The following is a 17,710-nucleotide window of genomic DNA, read 5'->3' on the forward strand; positions in this document are numbered from 1 at the left end:
GGAAATCGTGCAGGATGCGGGCGGGCGCTGCTTCTGGAGCAACAGCCGACGTGCACTCGGGTGTTGCTGGGGAAGCAAAAGCCTCCTTCATCCAGAGGGAAGCAAGACGGCCCGAAAGTTGCGACGTGGGAACGTGCATGGACATTCTTTGGTTCCTTCCCACCCATGGCGATGGGCGATACCTCGGTACGAGCGAGGGGGCACGCGCCGTGGATTTGTCGTATCTGCGACAGATCGCGCAGGCGGCGGATTCGCTCGGGTATTACGGCGTACTGCTGCCCACGGGTCGCTCTTGCCAAGATGCGTGGATCGCGGCGGCGACCATGATTCCCGTCACGGAGCGACTGCGCTTTCTCGTGGCGCTGCGGCCCGGGGTCACGTCGCCGACGACGGCGGCGCGCATGACGTCGACCTTCGATCGGCTCTCGCAGGGGCGGCTTCTTCTCAACGTGGTCACCGGCGGCGATCCCGGTGAGGCCGAGGGGGACGGCATCTTTCTCTCGCACGACGAGCGCTACGCGGCGACGGCGGAGTTTCTCGCCATCTACAAGCGCGTCCTCGCCAGTGAGACCGTGGACTACGAGGGAAAGCACCTGCGGGTGCGCGGCGCGAAGCTTCTCTTTCCGCCGTTGCAGCGCCCGCATCCTCCCCTCTACATCGGAGGCTCTTCGCCGCCGGCGCATGCCATCGCAGCGCGCGACGTCGACGTCTACCTCACCTGGGGCGAGCCACCGGAGGCGGTCGCGGCCAAGGTGGCCGACGTGCGGCGCCGGGCCCAGGAGCTCGGTCGCACGGTGCGGTTCGGGCTGCGCGTGCACATCATCGTGCGCGAGACCGAACGCGCTGCGTGGGACGCGGCCGAGGATCTCATTCGTCATCTGGACGATGCGTCCATCGCGGCGGCGCAGAATGCTTTCGCCAACTTCGAATCGGAGGGGCAGCGCCGCATGTCGGCCCTTCACGGCGGACGACGCGACAAGCTGGAGGTGAGCCCGAATCTATGGGCCGGTGTCGGATTGGTGCGCGGTGGTGCCGGAACGGCCTTGGTCGGCGATCCCGAAACCGTGGCGAGCCGGCTGCGCGCGTACGCGGCGTTGGGCATCGACACGTTCATTCTCTCGGGCTATCCGCACCTCGAGGAGGCGTACCGCGTGGCGGAGCTGCTCTTCCCCCTCTTGCCCGTGTCCACGGCGGCGAAGCGCAACGGCGCCGTCGATCACAATGTCACGGGGCCGTTTGGCGAGATCATCGGCCAGCGCTATGCGCCGAAGCCGCTCGCCGCCACACCGCGTCCCCCACGTGCACCGGACGCGCAATGAACTTCAGGCGGTGGAACGTATCGGCGATGGACTGCTGCGACTCCATCGTCTCGTCGTCGATGCGCACTGCACTTCCACCCACGGTGCCAACCTGGCCCAAAAAGGCGTCCACCACGTCGGCGTGCGCATCGGCAAATGCGCGCCGTCCAATGTAGAATGCACGATTGGGTGCGAGGCCTCGCGCATCGCGCAGCACGCGCGTGGGCATCTCGCGCTGCAGGCTCGTGAGCAGCGGATTCCAGATGGCCCACGCGTCCACCTCACGCCGCACGAATGCGCCATAGGCATCGCCGGGCGGCAAGGTGCGGATGTCCACATCGCTCCAAGAGAGCCCTGCCTCTTCCAACGCGCGCACCACGAAGTACACGACATTGGCCCCACGGCTCATGGCCAGCGCCTTTCCGCGTAGGTCCGCGAGATTTCCCATGGCCGAGCGCTCGTGGACCACGATGGCCTCGCCCTCGGGCGCCGGCGGCTCGGACGCGAGGTACACGACGGGCGCGCGCGCCGCTTGCGCGAACACGGGGGGTGCCTCACCCGCGACACCTAGATCCATCGTCCCATTGGAGAGCGCATCGACGACATGCATCCCGGTCGCGCACTCGATCCACTCCACCTCCGCGCCATGCGCCGCCAGCGCCTCGTCCAGCGCCCGCGTGTTCTTCAGGGACGCGAGCACCCCGAAGTCCTGGAACCCGATGCGCACGCGCAAGCGCCGCGGGGCGCCGCCGAGCAACCCTTGCTGCATCAACCGCGCACGCACGACGTTTCGGCTAATGCCGAGCAGGCGCGCGGTCCCCAGGTGATTGCCCTCGCTCACCGCGTAGGCCGTGCGAAACACCGTGTCCTCGATCTTCCGATACAGATCCGGCTCGGGGTGCTCGAACAGCGCAACCAGCGCCGCCTCCAGACCGGACTGCGCCGGCTCGCGCGCTTCGCCTTTCCCGTGGTTCTCGGCGTGCGCACGCAGCCGTAGATCCTCTTCGGTCACGCGGCCGTCCGTCGCCATCGCCAACGCGCGCTGGACGGCATTTTCGAGCTCGCGGATGTTGCCCGGCCAAGGGTGCGCCCGCAAATGCGCCATCGCCTCCTTGGTGAACTCCACGTGGTCGATACCGAATCGCTTCGCGTACAGCCCGAGGAAGTGGCGCGCCAGCGGCAAAATATCGCCGATTCGCTCGCGCAGCGGCAGAAGCGGCGCGTGCGCGACGTTGAGCCGGTAGTACAGATCCTCGCGAAAGCGCCCTTGGGCGACCGCCGTTTCCAGCTCCGCGTTGGTCGCAGAGATCACGCGCACGTCGATGGGGATGGGCCGCCGTGCGCCGATGCGCACGACCTCGCGCTCCTGCAGCACGCGCAGAAGCTTCACCTGGGCGGAAAGGGGAAGGTCGCCCACTTCGTCGAGGAAAAGCGTGCCGCCGTGGGCCACCTCGAACCAGCCCGGCTTGCTCGAAAGCGCCCCGGTGAACGAGCCCTTTTCATGCCCAAAGAGCTCACTTTCCATCAGCGTGGGCGACAGCGCACCGCAATTGACCGCGACGAAGGGCCCGCGTGCCCGCCCGCTGCCGTCATGCACGTAGCGCGCGACGATCTCTTTGCCGGTGCCCGTCTCGCCCGTCACCAATACGGGGATGTCGCTCGGTGCGATCCGATCGAGCCGCTTCAGCAGCTCCACCGAGCGCACGTCCTCGAACACGAGCGCTCGCGCCCTCGTCGAGGGTGAATCGACACGCGAAAGCTGAAACACGGCCTTCGACCTGGTCGCGCCCACGCCATGGCTCGTACCACTATAACGAACAGTCGTCCAGTATAACGGACACTCGAGATCGCTCAGTCGGGCATGGCGCGGCGCGGGCCGGTGCCGTCGAGAAGGTCCACGGGGCTGCACTTGTCGATGTGCCCGATGAGCCCGCGGTAGATGCCGTACCCCACGAGCTTGCGCAGCCGCGGCGCAAATCCGCGCGCCACCTCCAGCGGGATGCCGAGCTGCTGATTTTCCTGCTGCCGGATGTAGCCCGCGCAGTAGTTCATCGCGATGCCGACCCGCCGGCTCTTCGTGCGGTTCGCACCACCGCCATGCCAGAGGCTCCCGTTGAACACGAGCACGCTGCCGCGCTTCATCTCGGCCGCGATGGAATCGTCGTAGACGGTGCCCAACTCGGGCGAACGGTCCCTTTTGTGCGAGCCCGGAATGACACGGGTGGCGCCGTTCTCCTCCGTGAAATCCGTGAGCGCCCACATCGAGTTGCAAATGATGGGGCTATGCGGCTTGCCCAATGGAATCAGCTGGTCGTCGCAATGAATCGGCTGCGCGCTTTCGTCCGGCCCGATGGCGATGGAGGACAGCGACGAGACGAGGCACCCGCGATCGAGCACGCCCTCGACGATGGGCAGCACGTTTTCGTGCACCGGAATGAGCTCGTACAGCTTTCCGCGCGCGAGCAAATTGTAGATGCGCACCGTGCGAGTGCCCTCGAAGAGGTTCTGCGCCGGCTGGGCATCGAGCTCCCGTTCGAGCCGCTCGAGATCGGCGAGAAGCGCGTCGACCAGGGAGAGGTCGATCGCGTTCTCGACGATCGTGTACCCATCGCGGTCCATGCGGGCGAGGTGTTCCGCGATGTCGTTCATGGTCAATTCTTGAAGAGAATCGGCTGCCCCAACTGCGGATTCAATTTGCACGCCGTGTCATGCGTATGAAGCATCGACAGGGGGTGCACGACAATGCGAAACAGGTTGAACGCCGAGCCAACGTACCCGAGCACGTAAACACCGGTGAGGCCGCCCAAAATACTGAATAGGATGGGCACGGCCACCATGATGACGAGGTACGCGACGAAGATCTTGATGCCGATGGTCTTCAAATCCGGGCGGGGGAGAAACAGATGCCCCAAGCCTGGGAAGAAGAAGGAAACGAGGGCCCCCGGGATCCACGGATTGGTCAATTGGCCGCTCACCATGCCGGCCAATGGATCCTGGGTTTGTTGATTGGGATATCCCTGCTGCGGATAACCTTGTTGCGGATATCCCTGCTGCTGCTGCGGATAGCCTTGTTGTTGCGGATAGCCCTGTTGCTGCTGGGGATAGCCTTGTTGCGGATATCCCTGCTGCTGCGGATAACCTTGTTGCGGGTATCCCTGCTGCTGCTGCGGATAGCCTTGTTGTTGCGGATATCCACCGGGCGCTGGCTGGCCGTACCCCGGTTGTTGCGGGGGCGGTTGACCATAGCCATAGCCTGGTTGCGGCGGCGGCTGACCGTACCCGGCCCCAGGTGCCGGTTGCGGAGCATACGCCTGTTGCGCGGGCTGCGCGGGCGGCTGGCCGTAGCCGGGCGCCCCAGGTGCTGCCTCCGGACCTCCCTGAGGCTGTCCCTGCTGCGGAGGAGCACCGTAGGGGGGCTGTCCTTGGTAAGGAGGAGAGCCGCCACCGCCCTGGTTGTTGAAATTCGCCATTGTCGAGAGCGTACTCTTCTTGGGACCTCGCGCCAATCCGGCGCGATTCGCAGCAATCGAATTCGAGAGCAAGGGCCGGAGTGTTGCCCTCGGGCGCGAACCTTAGGGTTCGAGCATGATTACGATTTCCATGGTGTCGACCACCCCGAACGACGATTCACGCTGGCAAGCCGTGGTGCGGCGCGACCGCACGGCCGACGGTGAATTCTTCTATTCCGTCCGGACCACGGGCATCTACTGCAGGCCTTCGTGCGCCTCCCGCTTGGCACGCCGCGAAAATGTGGCGTTCCATACGACCCGCGCCGAGGCCGAGCGGGCCGGCTTCCGTGCCTGCAAGCGGTGCCGACCGGACGCGGCCGCGCTCGACGCGCGCCGGGCCGAGGCCGTCGCGAAAGCCTGCCGCCTGATCGAAGAGTCCGACGAAATGCCGAGCCTGGACGACCTTGCGGAGGCGGCCGAAATGAGCCGGTTCCACTTTCACCGCGTGTTCAAGCAGGTGACGGGCGTCACGCCGAAGGCTTATGCGGAGGCCCACCGCGCGGAGCGCGTCCAAGACGAGCTCGGTCGTGCGTCGACCGTGACGGAGGCCATCTACGAATCAGGCTTCCAATCGAACGGGCGATTTTACGCCACCTCGTCTCAAATGCTCGGGATGACGCCCACGGCCTTCCGCAAAGGTGGGCACGGCGCGTCCATTCGATTCGCCGTGGGCGAGTGCTGGCTCGGCTCGATCCTGGTGGCGGCCACCGACAAGGGCGTGTGTGCGATCTTGCTCGGCGACAATCCGGACGAGCTGGTGCGCGACATCCAAGACCGCTTTCCCAAAGCCCAACTCGTGGGCGGCGATCCGGCGTTCGAAGAGCTCGTGGCGCGCGTCGTGGGCCTGGTCGAAGCACCGGAGCAAAGCCTCGATCTGCCGCTGGACGTGCGCGGCAGCGCGTTCCAAAAGCGCGTGTGGCAAGCGTTGCGGACCATCCCCGCGGGATCGACGCTCAGCTACTCGGACATTGCGACGCGCATCGGGCAGCCCAAGGCGGTGCGGGCGGTGGCACGTGCCTGCGCCTCGAACAGCCTGGCAGTGGCCATCCCTTGCCACCGCGTGGTGCGGACCGACGGCTCGCTGTCGGGGTACCGCTGGGGGGTCGATCGAAAGCGCGCGCTTCTCCAGCGCGAGGGGGTCCAGCGCGAGGGGGCGCCTTCATGAAGAAGCGCGTCGGCGCGCTGGATTGGGCGAACATCGCGAAGGACTTGGACGCGCACGGGTACGCCACCACCGGCGCGCTCCTGACCGAGAAAGAGTGCGATGCGCTCACGGGCACCTACGCGCACGAGGAGCTGTTTCGGAGCCGGGTCGTCATGGCACGGCATGGGTTCGGCCGGGGCGAGTACCAGTATTTTTCCTATCCGCTCCTGCCCATCCTGGCCGAATTGCGGGCGGCTTTTTATCCCCTGCTCTCGGACATCGCGAACCGCTGGAACGAGGCGATGGGCATCGACGTGCGCTACCCGCGCGAGCACGCGGAGTTCCTCGCGCGGTGCCACGCCAGCGAACAAACGCGGCCCACGCCCCTGATCCTTCGCTACGGCCCCGGGGACTACAATTGCTTGCACCAGGATCTGTACGGCGAACACGTCTTTCCGTTGCAGGTCGCGTTTCTGCTGTCCGAGCCCGGGGCCGATTTCCAGGGCGGGGAGTTCGTCCTTACGGAGCAGCGCCCGCGCATGCAGTCGCGCGCCGAGGTCGTGCCGCTCGCGCGCGGCGAGGGCGTGATCTTTCCCGTGCACCACCGCCCGGTGCAGGGCACCCGCGGCATCTACCGCGTGAACATGCGCCACGGGGTGAGCCGTTTGCGCTCTGGCGAGCGCTACACCGTCGGAATCATCTTTCACGACGCGAAGTAACGATACCGTATCCGCATTTTTCCTCGTAAATTTCTGGCAATTTTATCTCGTTGCACGATTTCGACGATAGGTTATCGTTGTTCGAGATGGTGCTCGCGATCACCCGCAAGGAGAGCAACGAGCTGACGCGCAAGCGCCTCGTCAATGGGGCGATCGATCTCCTGCGGGAGAAGGGCGTGGCGGCGGCTACCACGGGGCGCATCGCCAAGGCGGCGGGCATCAAGCAATCGAGCTTCTACGCGCACTTCGCCGATCGGGACGAGGTGCTCGAGGTGGCTGCGGCCGAGATCGGCGGTCGCGTTCTCGAGAAATTGAAGCGCCAGCACGCGAAGCTCGACCCGGCCGATGTCTCGGGCTCGGTGCGGCGCGCGTTCCGTGCCATGGGCACGGCGTTTCTCTCGGAGCCCGAGCTCACGCGCATCTTCCTTCGCCACCGCTCGGACGACACATCCCCGCTAGGCCGAAGCTTTCGGCGACTGCTCGACCGCGCGCGGGTGGAGCTCAAAGAGAGCTTCCACCTGTACGGGCTCGCGCCTAGGCCGGTGGTGGCGGAGTGCTACGCGGAAATCATCGTGGCATCGACCCTGGGCCTGCTCGAAGCGGTGCTCGATGGTCGCGTCCACGATGCCGATGCCGCGCTCGATGTCCTGGGTGGAGTGACCTTCACAGCGCTGCGTGCGCTGCATGAGAAAGGCTGAACATGGCGGCTGCAACGACACGGAGAAAACCGTCGACCTTCGAGCGCGTCGCGCGCGGCCCTCTGCGGCTGCTCACGCACTTCGGCGGGGCGGAAATCGCGGAGAAGCTCCGCCTGCGCGGGCCCGCGGCGAAAATTCTCTACCACGGCGCCAAGACGAGCATGCGCGCCGCCACCACCGCGGCCAATGCCGTCTCCCAGCTCGGGAAAAAGCCTGCGGCCCGCCTGAAGCCGTCGGCCGGCTCGGCGCTCTTCGACCCGACGCCCACCGAAGAGCAAACCTTGATGCGCGACACCATGCGGCGATTCGCCGACGAAGTGCTGCGCCCGGCCGCGTACGCCGCCGACGAAGCCACGAAGACGCCCGACGCCATCTTCGAACAGGCGCACGCCCTTGGCCTCGCGCAATTGGCCATCCCGGAGGCGCTCGGCGGCATGGCGGAATCGCGCTCGCACGTGGCGGGTGCGCTCATCGCCGAGCAGCTCGCCCGCGGGGATATGGGCCTCGCGTTGGCCATCCTGGCGCCGCTCGCCGTGGTCAACGCCCTCGTCGATTGGGGCACGGCCGAGCAGCAAGAGATCTACCTGACCCCCTTTCTCAAGGGCGAAGCCTTCGTGCCGGCGGCCCTCGCGCTCCTCGAGCCGCGCCCGCTCTTCGATCCGATGCAGCCGCGCACCGGCGCCGTGCGCTCGAATGACGGCGGGTGGGTCCTCCACGGCGAAAAATCGCTGGTGCCGCTCGCGGAAAGCGCCACACTTTTTGCCGTCGTGGCCGACGTGCGCGGCCGCGGACCGCAGGTGTTCCTCGTGGATCGAGCCACACCGGGCCTCACCGTCCAGCGCGATCCGGCGATGGGACTCCGGGCGGCGGGGCTCGGGCGCCTTCGGCTCGACAATGCGCGCGTTCCCTCGAGCGCGCTGCTCGGCGGCGATGGCGGAAGCTTCGACATCGGCGCCTTGGTCGACCGCGCGCGCATCGCCTGGGGGGCGATGGCGGTGGGCACCGGTCAGGCCATCCTCGATTACGTCATCCCGTACTGCAACGACCGGCAGGCCTTCGGCGAGCCCGTGTCGCATCGTCAATCGGTCGCGTTTCTCATTGCCGACATGGCCATCGAACTCGAGGGCATGCGCCTGCTCGTCCACCGCGCCGCGAGTCTCTCCGAGCGCGGTGGAGACGTTGCGCACGCAGCCGCCCTGGCGCGCACGCAGTGTGCGAACAAAGGCATGAAAATCGGCACCGACGGCGTGCAGCTCCTCGGCGGGCACGGCTTCGTCAAGGAACACCCCGTCGAGCGCTGGTACCGCGATCTGCGGGCCATTGCCATCCTCGAAGGCGCACTTTCGGTCTGAGGGAACGCGAACATGAACCTGGAAATCCCGAAAAAACTCCGCCCCATCGTCGAGCAAGCGCGCCTCGTCGCCGAGAACGTCTTCCGCCCCATCTCGCGCAAGTACGACACCGCCGAGCATTCGTACCCCAAGGAGCTCGACATGCTCGCCGCGCTCCTCGACGGCATGAACGAGGGCGGCGGGCGCGCCTCGGCCAGCCATTTGAACCGCGACGACGGCGCACGCGATCCTTCCGCCACCACGAAGAACGGCGGCAACATGATCGGCGTCCTCGGCATGATGGAGCTCTGTTGGGGCGACGTCGGCCTGGCGCTCACCATTCCGAGGCAAGGCCTGGGCAACGCTGCGGTGGCCGCCGTGGGCACGCCGGAGCAAAAGGAGCGCTTCGGCAAGGCGTGGGTGGCCATGGCCATCACCGAACCGAGCGCCGGTTCGGACTCCGCCGCCATCCGCACCACCGCGCGCCTCGACGGCGACGAGTGGGTCCTTTCGGGCGAGAAGATCTTCGTCACGTGCGGCGAGCGCGCCGATGCCGTCGTGGTGTGGGCCACGCTCGATGCGTCCGTGGGCCGGGCGGCCATCAAGTCCTTCTTGGTGCCCAAGGGCACGCCGGGCATGAAGGTCGTGCGGCTCGACAAAAAGCTGGGCATCCGCGCCTCGGACACGGCCACCATCGTGTTCGAGGACTGCCGCATCCCCAAGGAGAACATCCTGGGCAGCCCGGAGATCGACACGAAAAAGTCGTTCGCGGGCGTGATGAAGACGTTCGACAACACGCGCCCCATCGTGGCTGCCATGGCCGTCGGCGTGGCTCGCGCCGCGCTGGATCGCACCAAGGAGATCCTCGGGCGCAGCAACCTGCTCGGACGCGACGCGCGCCCCGGGCCCAACGCCAACGCGGTCGAGACCGAGCTTCACCGCCTCGAAGCGGAACTCGAGGCTGCGCGACTCCTGACGATGAAGGCCGCCTGGATGGCCGACAACGGCATCCCCAACTCGCTCGAGGCCAGCATGGCCAAGGCGAAGGCGGCGCGCGTCGCCAACGAGATCACACTCCGCTGCGTCGAATGGTGCGGCAGCGTGGGCTACGCGGAAGGAGAGCTCTTGGAGAAGTGGGCGCGCGATTCGAAGATTTTGGACATCTTCGAGGGCACGCAGCAGATCCAAATGCTCATCATCGCGCGCCGGCTGCTCGGCAAATCGAGCGCGGAACTTCGATAAGCCGCAGGTGGCGCCTGCTTGAAAAAGTTCACTGCGCCACCTACGACTTGACGCGACATGTCGAAACCCACGTTGCTGTTCGATCTCGATGGGACCCTGGTCGATACGGATCCTCTACATTTTCAGGCCTTTTGCGCGATGTTGGGCGAGTGCGGCGGGCCGGAAATCGATCTCGCGTATTACCAGACCTACGTGATGGGCGGCGGCGTCCGGGAGATTTTTGCCCGGTTGATGCCGAAACACACCTACGCGGAACACGTGGCCTTCGCGGGGCGCAAAGAAGCCATCTTTCGCGAAATGGTGGCCCAGCCCGACGTGGCGGGGCTCGAACCGACGCGCGGACTGCTGCCCTTGCTCGATTGGGCCAAGTCGCAAAAGGTCCGTTGCGGCCTCGTCACGAATGCGCCGCGTGAAAATGCCAACCTGATGCTCGAGGTGCTGGGCATCGCGCGGTACTTCGAGACGGTGGTCATCGCCGAGGAGCTGGCGCACACCAAGCCGCACCCCTTGCCCTACCTCACGGGTTTGAAGGAGCTGGGCGTCTCGGCCGACACGGCGCTGGCCTTCGAAGATTCGCGCTCCGGGGTGCGAGCAGCCACGGCCGCGGGCATCCGCACGGTGGGCATCCGCTCGTCGCTGTCCGACCAGGCGTTGCGCGATGCCGGGGCCGACTACGCCGTGGCCGACTTCGAGGATCCCGTGCTCTGGTCCGAGCTGCGTGCGGCCACCGGCGGCTATCGACAGATCCGCGAAACGTCAGTACAAAACGGCGGATGATCGGTGTCATCGGCGGCAGTGGGCTCTATCGGATGGACGACATCGCCGATGCGCGATGGGAGAACGTAACTTCCCCGTTCGGGGCTCCTTCCGATGCGCTGCTGTTCGGGCGCCTGGCTGGGCACGACGTCGTGTTCTTGCCGCGGCACGGGCGCGGGCACCGCATCCCGCCGACGGACATCAACGTGCGCGCCAACATCGATGTGCTCAAGCGCGCGGGCTGTACGCAGATCCTTTCGCTCACGGCCGTGGGCAGCCTTCGTGAAGAGCTTCCGCCGGGCACGCTCGTCGTGGTGGATCAATTCATCGACCGCACGTTTGCGCGCGTAAAGACCTTCTTTGGGCCAGGCTTCACCGGGCACGTGTCGATGGCGGAGCCGGTTTGCGGACGCATGGGCGACGTGGCGGCGGCGGCGGCGAAGTCGCAGGGCATTCCGGTGAGCCGCGGCGGCACGTACATCGTGATGGAGGGTCCGCAGTTTTCAACGCGGGCCGAGTCGGAGCTGTATCGCTCCTGGGGCTGCTCGGTCATCGGCATGACGGCCATGCCGGAGGCGAAGCTCGCTCGCGAGGCGGAGATGTGTTTCTGCACCGTCGCCATGGTCACCGATTACGACTGCTGGCACACGGCCCACGGTGCGGTGACGGCGCACGCCGTGGCGGAGGTGATGGCCGGCAACGTGACGCACGCGCAGAACCTGCTGCGCAAGGTCGTTCCGGCCCTCGCCGGCGTGGGCACGTGCGATCGCGGCTGCCACACGGCACTCGAGGGCGCGGTGATGACGGCGCCAGAGACGTACGATCCCGAGCTGGTGGGCAAGTTGGACGCGGTCTGCGCGCGCTTTTTCGCGAAGGGGAAAAACTGATGAGCCGTGAGCTTTTCGGGAAGGGGCCCGATGGAGAGGACGTCCATCGGTATGTGCTGTCGAACGATGCGGGCGTGTCGGTCGACGTCATCAGCTACGGAGCCACCATCACGGCGGCGCACGTGCCGGACCGCACGGGCACGAAGCGCAACGTGGTGCTCGGCTTTTCGTCGCTCGCGCCGTACCTCGGGCCGCACCCGGCGCTGGGCGCGGTGATGGGGCGGTTTGCCAACCGCATCGCGGGCGGCACGTTCACGCTGGATGGCACGGTGTACAAGCTGCCGATCAACAACAACGGCAACACGTTGCACGGCGGCAAGCGCGGGTTCGATCGCCACACGTGGCGCGAGGTGGAGTTCGACCCGAAGAACGCGCGCTTGGTCCTCGGGCATACGAGCCCGGACGGCGACGAGGGCTTCCCCGGCACGCTCGACGTGCGCGTGACGTACACGCTCACGGCGAAAAACGAGCTTTGCATCGATTATTTCGCCACGACGGACAAGCCCACGGTGGTCAACCTCACGAACCACGCGTACTTCAATTTGTCCGGCGAGGGCACGGGCGACATTCTGGATCACGAGCTGGTCATCTTCGCCGACAGCTTCGCGCCGGTGCACCGCAACCAGATCCCACTCGGCGAGCTCCAAGACGTGACGGGCACGCCTCTCGACTTCCGGCAGGCAACGCCCATCGGCGCACGCATCCGCCAGGGGCATGAGCAGCTCGTACGCGGCATGGGCTACGACCACTGTTACTTTTTGAAGAAGCCCGCGGGTACGCCCGCCGATCAACCGATCCACGCGGCGCGCGTGCGCAGTCCGAAGACCGGCATCGTGCTCGATACGTACACGACCGAGCCCGGGGTCGAGTTCTTCACCGGCAACGTCTTCGACGCCACCCTCGTCGGCCCAAGCGGTTCGGTCTACCGCCAAACCGATGGGCTCTGCCTCGAGACGCAGCACTTCCCCGACTCCCCGAACCAGCCGGCATTTCCCTCGAGCGTGCTACGGCCCGGCACCCCGTTCAAGAGCCGCACCATCTACCAATTCGGCATCTCGGAGTAACCCGAAGAAGATTCACAGGGAGGCGGGGAGGCGGGGAGTTTTTTTGTTTTCAATGAGCTCAGTGCAGCCATTGAAAACCCCAAAAAAGCGCTCCGCGCCCTCTGTGCCGTAAGTCCTTCCCGCCTTCCCGCCTTCATGTAAATTCTCTTCTTTAGCGCAGCGCGAGGATCGCGTCGGAGACTTGCGCGACGCTGTCGACGCGCGGCACGTCCAGGTACAGGCCGGGGTAGTGCAAGAAGGGGTCGATGAGCGCGGTGCGGATGCCGGCGGCGCGGGCGCCGGCGATGTCGGTGGCGAAGGTGTCGCCGAGGTGCAGCGTGCGGTCCGGGGAGATGCCGAAGGCCTCGGTGGCGAAAGAGAAAATGCGGGGGTCGGGCTTGGCTACGCCGACGACGCTGCTGTCGACGACCCGGTCGAAGCACGCGAGGATGCCTAGCTCCTCGAACAAGGACGCCAGACGACCCTCGGAGTTGCTGATGATGGCCACCTTCACACCGGCGGAGCGAAGGCGCGAAATGGCGGCGGGGAGGCCCTCGGGGACGCGTGAATACAAATTGAAGCGAAGGTGCTCTTCCCAGAGCGCCGCGAGAAGCTCGGGCACGCGCTCGCGAGGGGCGCGGGCACCGAGGGCCATGATGGTGCCCATCACCTTGCCCCACTCGGCGCCGCCGGGTTCGCGTTCGTGCGGCCATGAAAACGCGACGACCTCGCCGGAACCATCGCCGGCGAGGCCTCGCTTGGCCGAACCCTCGGCCTGAATCAGTGCGTCGATCTCGGCGTCCACACCGCGCGACTCCAAGAATCGCGCGATGCGGGCGTGGTCGAGGAAGATGACCGTGTTGCCCGCGTCGAGGCAGAGAAGATCGACGCGCTCGACGAGGGCTCGGTCGATCACGTGATCGAAAGAAGCTTCGACAGCGGCGTGTACTCGAGCTTGTGCGCCTGCGCGACCGGCTCGCACGTCACGTGGCCCTGGTACGTGTTGACGCCCTTGGCCAGCGCCGGATCTTCCCGTACGGCGGCGACGAGGCCCTTGTCGGCGATCTTCACGGCGTACGACGACGTCGTGTTGGTGAGCGCCCACGTGCTCGTCTGCGCCACCGCGCCCGGCATGTTCGCCACGCAGTAGTGAACGACGCCGTGCACTTCGTAGGTCGGGTTGTCGTGCGTCGTCGGACGGCACGTCTCGATGCAACCGCCCTGGTCGACGGCAACGTCGACGACGACGGAGCCCGGCGTCATGCGGCCAATGAGCTGCTCGCTCACGAGCTTCGGCGCCGCCGCACCCGTGACCAGCACAGCGCCAACCACGAGGTCCGCACGCGTGACGGCTTCTTCGATGTTCGTCGGATTCGAGTACAGCGTCTCGATCGCGCCGCCGAACACGTCCTCGAGGTACGCCATCGTGTGGGCGCGAACGTCGAGCACCGTGACCTGCGCGCCCATGCCGATGGCGATGGTCGCCGCATTCTGGCCGACGACGCCGCCGCCGAGGATGACCACGCGGCCGCGACGGGTGCCCGGCACGCCGCCGAGCAGAACGCCCTTGCCGCCGTGCTCCTTCTGGAGACACATCGCACCGACTTGCACGGCCATGCGGCCGGCCACTTCGCTCATCGGGCGGAGCAGCGGCAGCGAACCGTCGGCGAGCTCGATGGTCTCGTAGGCAACGCCCGCGACCTTCGACTTCACCAACTGACGCGTCAGCTCCGGCTCGGGGGCCAGGTGCAAGTAGGTATAAAGAACCAGCCCTTCACGGAAGAAGCCATACTCCGCGGGGAGCGGCTCCTTGACCTTGACGACCATCTCCGCGCCCCACGCGTCCGCCGCCGTCGGGACGATGGTTGCGCCTTGCGCGACATACTCGGAATCCTTGATGCCGCTCCCCTCCCCCGCCCCTTTTTCGATGAGGACTTTGTGACCGTGCGTGGTGAGCATGCGGACACCAGCCGGGGTCATGCCAACTCGATACTCGCGGGTCTTGATCTCTTTCGGGACGCCAACAATCACGGGAAAACTCCTTTTGCCGCGGCCAAGTCTTCTTTTCTTACGGCGGCGCGCGGGACAGTATTCGAAATTCGATGCGTGGGCGAGACGCCAATGCATGAAGCAACGCGTTAGCCGTGCTACTCACGGCAGCGAGCCACGCCACCCCTCCGATCTTTGGCTCGGGAAAACCTCACTCGTGTACTCCCTCGTTCGCCCGCTTCTGTTCACCCTTCCGCCTTCGTGGGCCCACGCTGTTGCCATGGCCGCGCTCGCGCCCGTCGAGCACGTCGCACTGCTTCGCGCTTTGACGCGGGCGATGTTCGCCGTGAACCGCCCCGAGCTCGCGACACGCACGATGGGGCTCGATTTCTCGAACCCCGTGGGCCTCGCGGGGGGCTTCGACAAGAACGCGCGGCGAGCTCGTGCGCTCGCCGCGCTGGGTTTCGGCCACCTGGAGCTTGGAACGGTGACCGCGCACGGGCAGGCACCGAATCCCACGCCAAACCTGTTTCGGCTGCCGCGCGATCGGGCGCTCATCAATCGGCTCGGCTTCCCCAACGAGGGCGCCGATCCGGTTACCGCCCACATCGAGCATGTGCGCTCGGGGATCCCAGTGCCCATCGGCATCTCCATCGGCAAGTCGCGCGTGGTGGCGCTGGATCCCGTGGAAGGTGTCGTTGCGGATTACCTGGCAAGCTTCCGCGCGGCCCGCCCGCGGGCGAATTTCGTGGTGGTCAATGTGTCTTCGCCGAACACCGCCGGGCTTCGCGCGATGCAGGGCCAGGAGCTCGCGCGCACCTTGTTGGGCGCATTGGCGGCGGAAAACAAGGTGGGCGCACGCGTGCCGCTGCTCGTCAAAATCGCGCCCGATCTGAGCGACGACGAGCTGGAAGGGGTTCTCGCCGTCGCGGACGAATGCGAGCTCGACGGCGTGGTCGCCACCAACACGACCATTGCGCGGACGGGCCTTGCCACGGATGCCGCCACCGTCGAGGCCATCGGCGCCGGAGGGCTCAGTGGGCCGCCGGTCCGGGCGCGCGCCCTGGAGATCGTCCGACGTGTTCGCGCGCGCCTCGGGCCCGAGCGCACCGTCATCGGTGTCGGCGGAATCGACTCGACGGAGCACGCGCTGGCGATGATGCGCGCGGGCGCGAACCTCGTGCAGCTCTACACCGGCTTCATCTACCGCGGCCCGGGTGTCGTGCGATCCATCGCACGCGGCCTCGCCGACACGGTCGCACAGGCTGGCGCGAAGTCCCTCGCCGAGCTCACACGGGCGTCGTGGCCCACCGGCGCTTAGCCGCCGTCAGGACTCGGAAGAACGCGCGCCAGGATCGTTTTGACGATTTCCTCTTTGCGGTCGCGCACGAACTCGGGCGATCGCACGTCCACCGACCAAAGCGTGCGCACGAGACGCTCGTCTTGCACCGTGATCCACACCAGGGACAAGGTCGAGATGCACAGATGGCGCGCGTGCACGTCACTCCGCAGGCAGCCCTTCTGGATCAACGTCTCGATCAGCGCGACGACGGCGTCGAACACAGGCTTCGTCTTCTCGTGCATCACTTTGCGGATCAACGCATCGGGCACATCGTCGGGAATTTCCCCGTCGCTCGCCGCCGCGGACGCGTGGCGCATGATGGCGTACACCATGCGGTGCTTCACCGATTGCCACATGAGCAAGTCGACGAAGGCGCGCACCAGCTCGGGGATGCGCGTGTCGTCCAGCGGCTGCGCGAACCTGTGAACGACGTCCCAGCTCTCCAGGCTCATCGCATCGAGGGCGCGCTCGATGACCTCGCGGTACAGGCCGCGCTTGTCGTCGAAGTAATGATGAATCAGCGCCTGCTGCACTTCGGCCGAGCGTGCAATCTGCCCGAGCCTTGCTCCGTCGTATCCTTTTTTCGCAAACTCGATTTCGGCGGCATTCAAAATCCGCTGCCGGGTCTCCGCCGCATTGCGTTCGCGACGCGACGGAGTAGAGCCGGTATCGGCGACGCGGAGCGCCCCTGAGCTTCGACTGTTACGCACTCGGATCCCAACTCTCGTATTCGATCACCCCCAGCTCCTCGAAGCCGCGTCGAACGTACGGTGTGAGGAGGCCGAGCCGTTTGACGTTGGGGACGATCTTGGTGAAGAGCAGCTTGCGGAAGAACTGCATGGCCTCGCTGCGCTCGGACAACTCCTCGCATTCCTTTTGAGGCAAACCCAAACGCTCGTACACCTCCTGGCCGAGAAACCGGTCGCGCAAAAGCCGCGAGCCTTCGATCACGAAGTCTTCGCGATCGCGCAGCTCGTTCGCGGGCATGTCTTGGTACGTGTCCTTGAGCGCGAGCACACCGAAGGCCACGTGCCGCGATTCGTCTTGCATGATCATGTGCGTGATCTGCTTGATGAGCGGCTCGTTGGTCATCTGATGGATGAAGCCAAACGCCCCGAGCGCCACGCCCTCCACCAATATTTGCATACCCAAGTATTTGAAGTCCCACCGCGAATCGGTGAGCAGCGTGTCGAGCAGTTGCTTCAAATACGGGCTGATCGGATAGACGAGCTCGTACTTCTCGCGCAGGTACCGGTCGTACACTTCCACGTGGCGAGCTTCGTCGAAGACTTGGGCGGCGGCGTAGAACTTCGCCTCCGACGTTGGCGCACAGTTGACGATCTGCGATGTCGCCAAGAGCGCGCCTTGTTCGCCGTGGAGGAAGTTCGAAATCATGTAACTAGCCATGTGGCGCCGCAGGTTCGGAATGCCCTTGTCCCGCTCCAGCTTTGCCCAGATGTGCGTGCCATAGAGCGGACTCATGGTATCCGGGAAGTACGGCCCTTCGGGATCAACATTAGTGTCCCAAGGCAGATCCGTACTGCCATTCCACATCAAGTCCTTTGATTTCTCGTAAAGCACTCGCAAATCCAACCGCGAGGTCGCGTAATCCCATGTGTACGACATGGGGAAAGCAACATCGATGCGCTCGATTCCATGAGGGCCTTCTTTCGCCGGCTTGGCGCTGTCTTGCGCGATGCGGGCGTAGGCGGTCGGTGCACGCGAGTCGCTCGGGTTCGGCACGTTGCTCAT

The 17,710-nt window shown here is 65.9% G+C and carries 17 protein-coding genes; 10 read left to right on the forward strand and 7 right to left on the reverse strand.

Going from position 1 to position 17,710, the window contains the following annotated elements; translation table 11 throughout:
* Positions 1-137 precede the first annotated feature (137 nt).
* Entirely contained in the window at positions 138-1,319 is a 1,182-nt protein-coding gene (ssuD, locus tag LZC95_42970; GenBank protein ID WXA93204.1) for an FMNH2-dependent alkanesulfonate monooxygenase, read from the forward strand.
* Here ssuD and LZC95_42975 read toward each other — a convergent pair.
* The 3 genes from LZC95_42975 to LZC95_42985 are packed head-to-tail and all read right to left on the reverse strand — an operon-like array spanning position 1,246 to position 4,768.
* Positions 1,246-3,090, reverse strand: a complete 1,845-nt coding sequence (locus LZC95_42975; GenBank protein ID WXA93205.1) for a sigma 54-interacting transcriptional regulator — start codon at positions 3,088-3,090, stop codon at positions 1,246-1,248. The genes ssuD and LZC95_42975 overlap by 74 nt on opposite strands.
* Before the next feature lie 59 nt (positions 3,091-3,149).
* Positions 3,150-3,947 (reverse strand): phytanoyl-CoA dioxygenase family protein, encoded by a 798-nt coding sequence (locus tag LZC95_42980; GenBank protein ID WXA93206.1) that lies wholly within the window; start codon positions 3,945-3,947, stop codon positions 3,150-3,152.
* A 2-nt stretch (positions 3,948-3,949) separates the two neighbouring features.
* Positions 3,950-4,768, reverse strand: a complete 819-nt coding sequence (locus tag LZC95_42985; GenBank protein ID WXA93207.1) for a hypothetical protein — start codon at positions 4,766-4,768, stop codon at positions 3,950-3,952.
* Positions 4,769-4,883: 115 nt separating this feature from the next.
* Here LZC95_42985 and ada point away from each other — a divergent pair, with 115 nt between their 5' ends.
* The 8 genes from ada (at position 4,884) to LZC95_43025 (ending at position 12,648) form a co-directional block, all read left to right on the forward strand.
* The gene (gene ada, locus LZC95_42990) at positions 4,884-5,972 is read left to right on the forward strand and encodes a bifunctional DNA-binding transcriptional regulator/O6-methylguanine-DNA methyltransferase Ada (GenBank protein WXA93208.1); all 1,089 of its coding nucleotides are present in this window, start codon (positions 4,884-4,886) and stop codon (positions 5,970-5,972) included.
* A complete protein-coding gene (locus LZC95_42995) occupies positions 5,969-6,670 on the forward strand; it encodes a 2OG-Fe(II) oxygenase (protein ID WXA93209.1) in 702 nt (233 codons plus the stop codon). The genes ada and LZC95_42995 overlap by 4 nt, the downstream gene beginning before the upstream one ends.
* 86 nt (positions 6,671-6,756) lie before the next feature.
* Complete coding sequence (locus tag LZC95_43000; protein ID WXB00267.1) at positions 6,757-7,368, forward strand: TetR/AcrR family transcriptional regulator; 612 nt, start codon at positions 6,757-6,759, stop codon at positions 7,366-7,368.
* A 2-nt stretch (positions 7,369-7,370) separates the two neighbouring features.
* A complete protein-coding gene (locus tag LZC95_43005; GenBank protein WXA93210.1) occupies positions 7,371-8,720 on the forward strand; it encodes an acyl-CoA dehydrogenase family protein in 1,350 nt (449 codons plus the stop codon).
* Between the two features lie 12 nt (positions 8,721-8,732).
* Positions 8,733-9,941, forward strand: coding sequence for an acyl-CoA dehydrogenase family protein (locus tag LZC95_43010; GenBank protein ID WXA93211.1), 1,209 nt, complete (start codon positions 8,733-8,735; stop codon positions 9,939-9,941).
* Between the two features lie 57 nt (positions 9,942-9,998).
* On the forward strand, positions 9,999-10,718 hold the full coding sequence (locus tag LZC95_43015; protein ID WXA93212.1) for an HAD-IA family hydrolase: 720 nt from the start codon (positions 9,999-10,001) through the stop codon (positions 10,716-10,718).
* A complete protein-coding gene (locus LZC95_43020) occupies positions 10,715-11,584 on the forward strand; it encodes an S-methyl-5'-thioadenosine phosphorylase (protein WXA93213.1) in 870 nt (289 codons plus the stop codon). The genes LZC95_43015 and LZC95_43020 overlap by 4 nt, the downstream gene beginning before the upstream one ends.
* Positions 11,584-12,648, forward strand: coding sequence for a galactose mutarotase (locus LZC95_43025; protein WXA93214.1), 1,065 nt, complete (start codon positions 11,584-11,586; stop codon positions 12,646-12,648). The genes LZC95_43020 and LZC95_43025 overlap by 1 nt, the downstream gene beginning before the upstream one ends.
* Positions 12,649-12,799: 151 nt before the next feature.
* Here LZC95_43025 and LZC95_43030 read toward each other — a convergent pair whose 3' ends face one another.
* Together LZC95_43030 and ald are read right to left on the reverse strand one after the other, a co-directional pair.
* Entirely contained in the window at positions 12,800-13,543 is a 744-nt protein-coding gene (locus tag LZC95_43030; GenBank protein ID WXA93215.1) for an HAD-IA family hydrolase, read from the reverse strand.
* Positions 13,540-14,658: an alanine dehydrogenase gene (gene ald, locus LZC95_43035; GenBank protein WXA93216.1), complete on the reverse strand. Its 1,119-nt coding sequence runs from the start codon at positions 14,656-14,658 to the stop codon at positions 13,540-13,542. The genes LZC95_43030 and ald overlap by 4 nt, the downstream gene beginning before the upstream one ends.
* Positions 14,659-14,752: 94 nt before the next feature.
* Here ald and LZC95_43040 point away from each other — a divergent pair, with 94 nt between their 5' ends.
* Positions 14,753-15,937: a quinone-dependent dihydroorotate dehydrogenase gene (locus tag LZC95_43040; protein WXA93217.1), complete on the forward strand. Its 1,185-nt coding sequence runs from the start codon at positions 14,753-14,755 to the stop codon at positions 15,935-15,937.
* Here the strand turns inward: LZC95_43040 and LZC95_43045 are convergent.
* Positions 15,934-16,668: a TetR/AcrR family transcriptional regulator gene (locus LZC95_43045; GenBank protein WXA93218.1), complete on the reverse strand. Its 735-nt coding sequence runs from the start codon at positions 16,666-16,668 to the stop codon at positions 15,934-15,936. The genes LZC95_43040 and LZC95_43045 overlap by 4 nt on opposite strands.
* Entirely contained in the window at positions 16,661-17,710 is a 1,050-nt protein-coding gene (locus LZC95_43050) for a ferritin-like domain-containing protein (GenBank protein WXA93219.1), read from the reverse strand. The genes LZC95_43045 and LZC95_43050 overlap by 8 nt, the downstream gene beginning before the upstream one ends.

Source organism: Sorangiineae bacterium MSr12523, assembly GCA_037157775.1.
Classification (GTDB): Bacteria; Myxococcota_A; Polyangia; order Polyangiales; family Polyangiaceae; genus Pendulispora; species Pendulispora brunnea.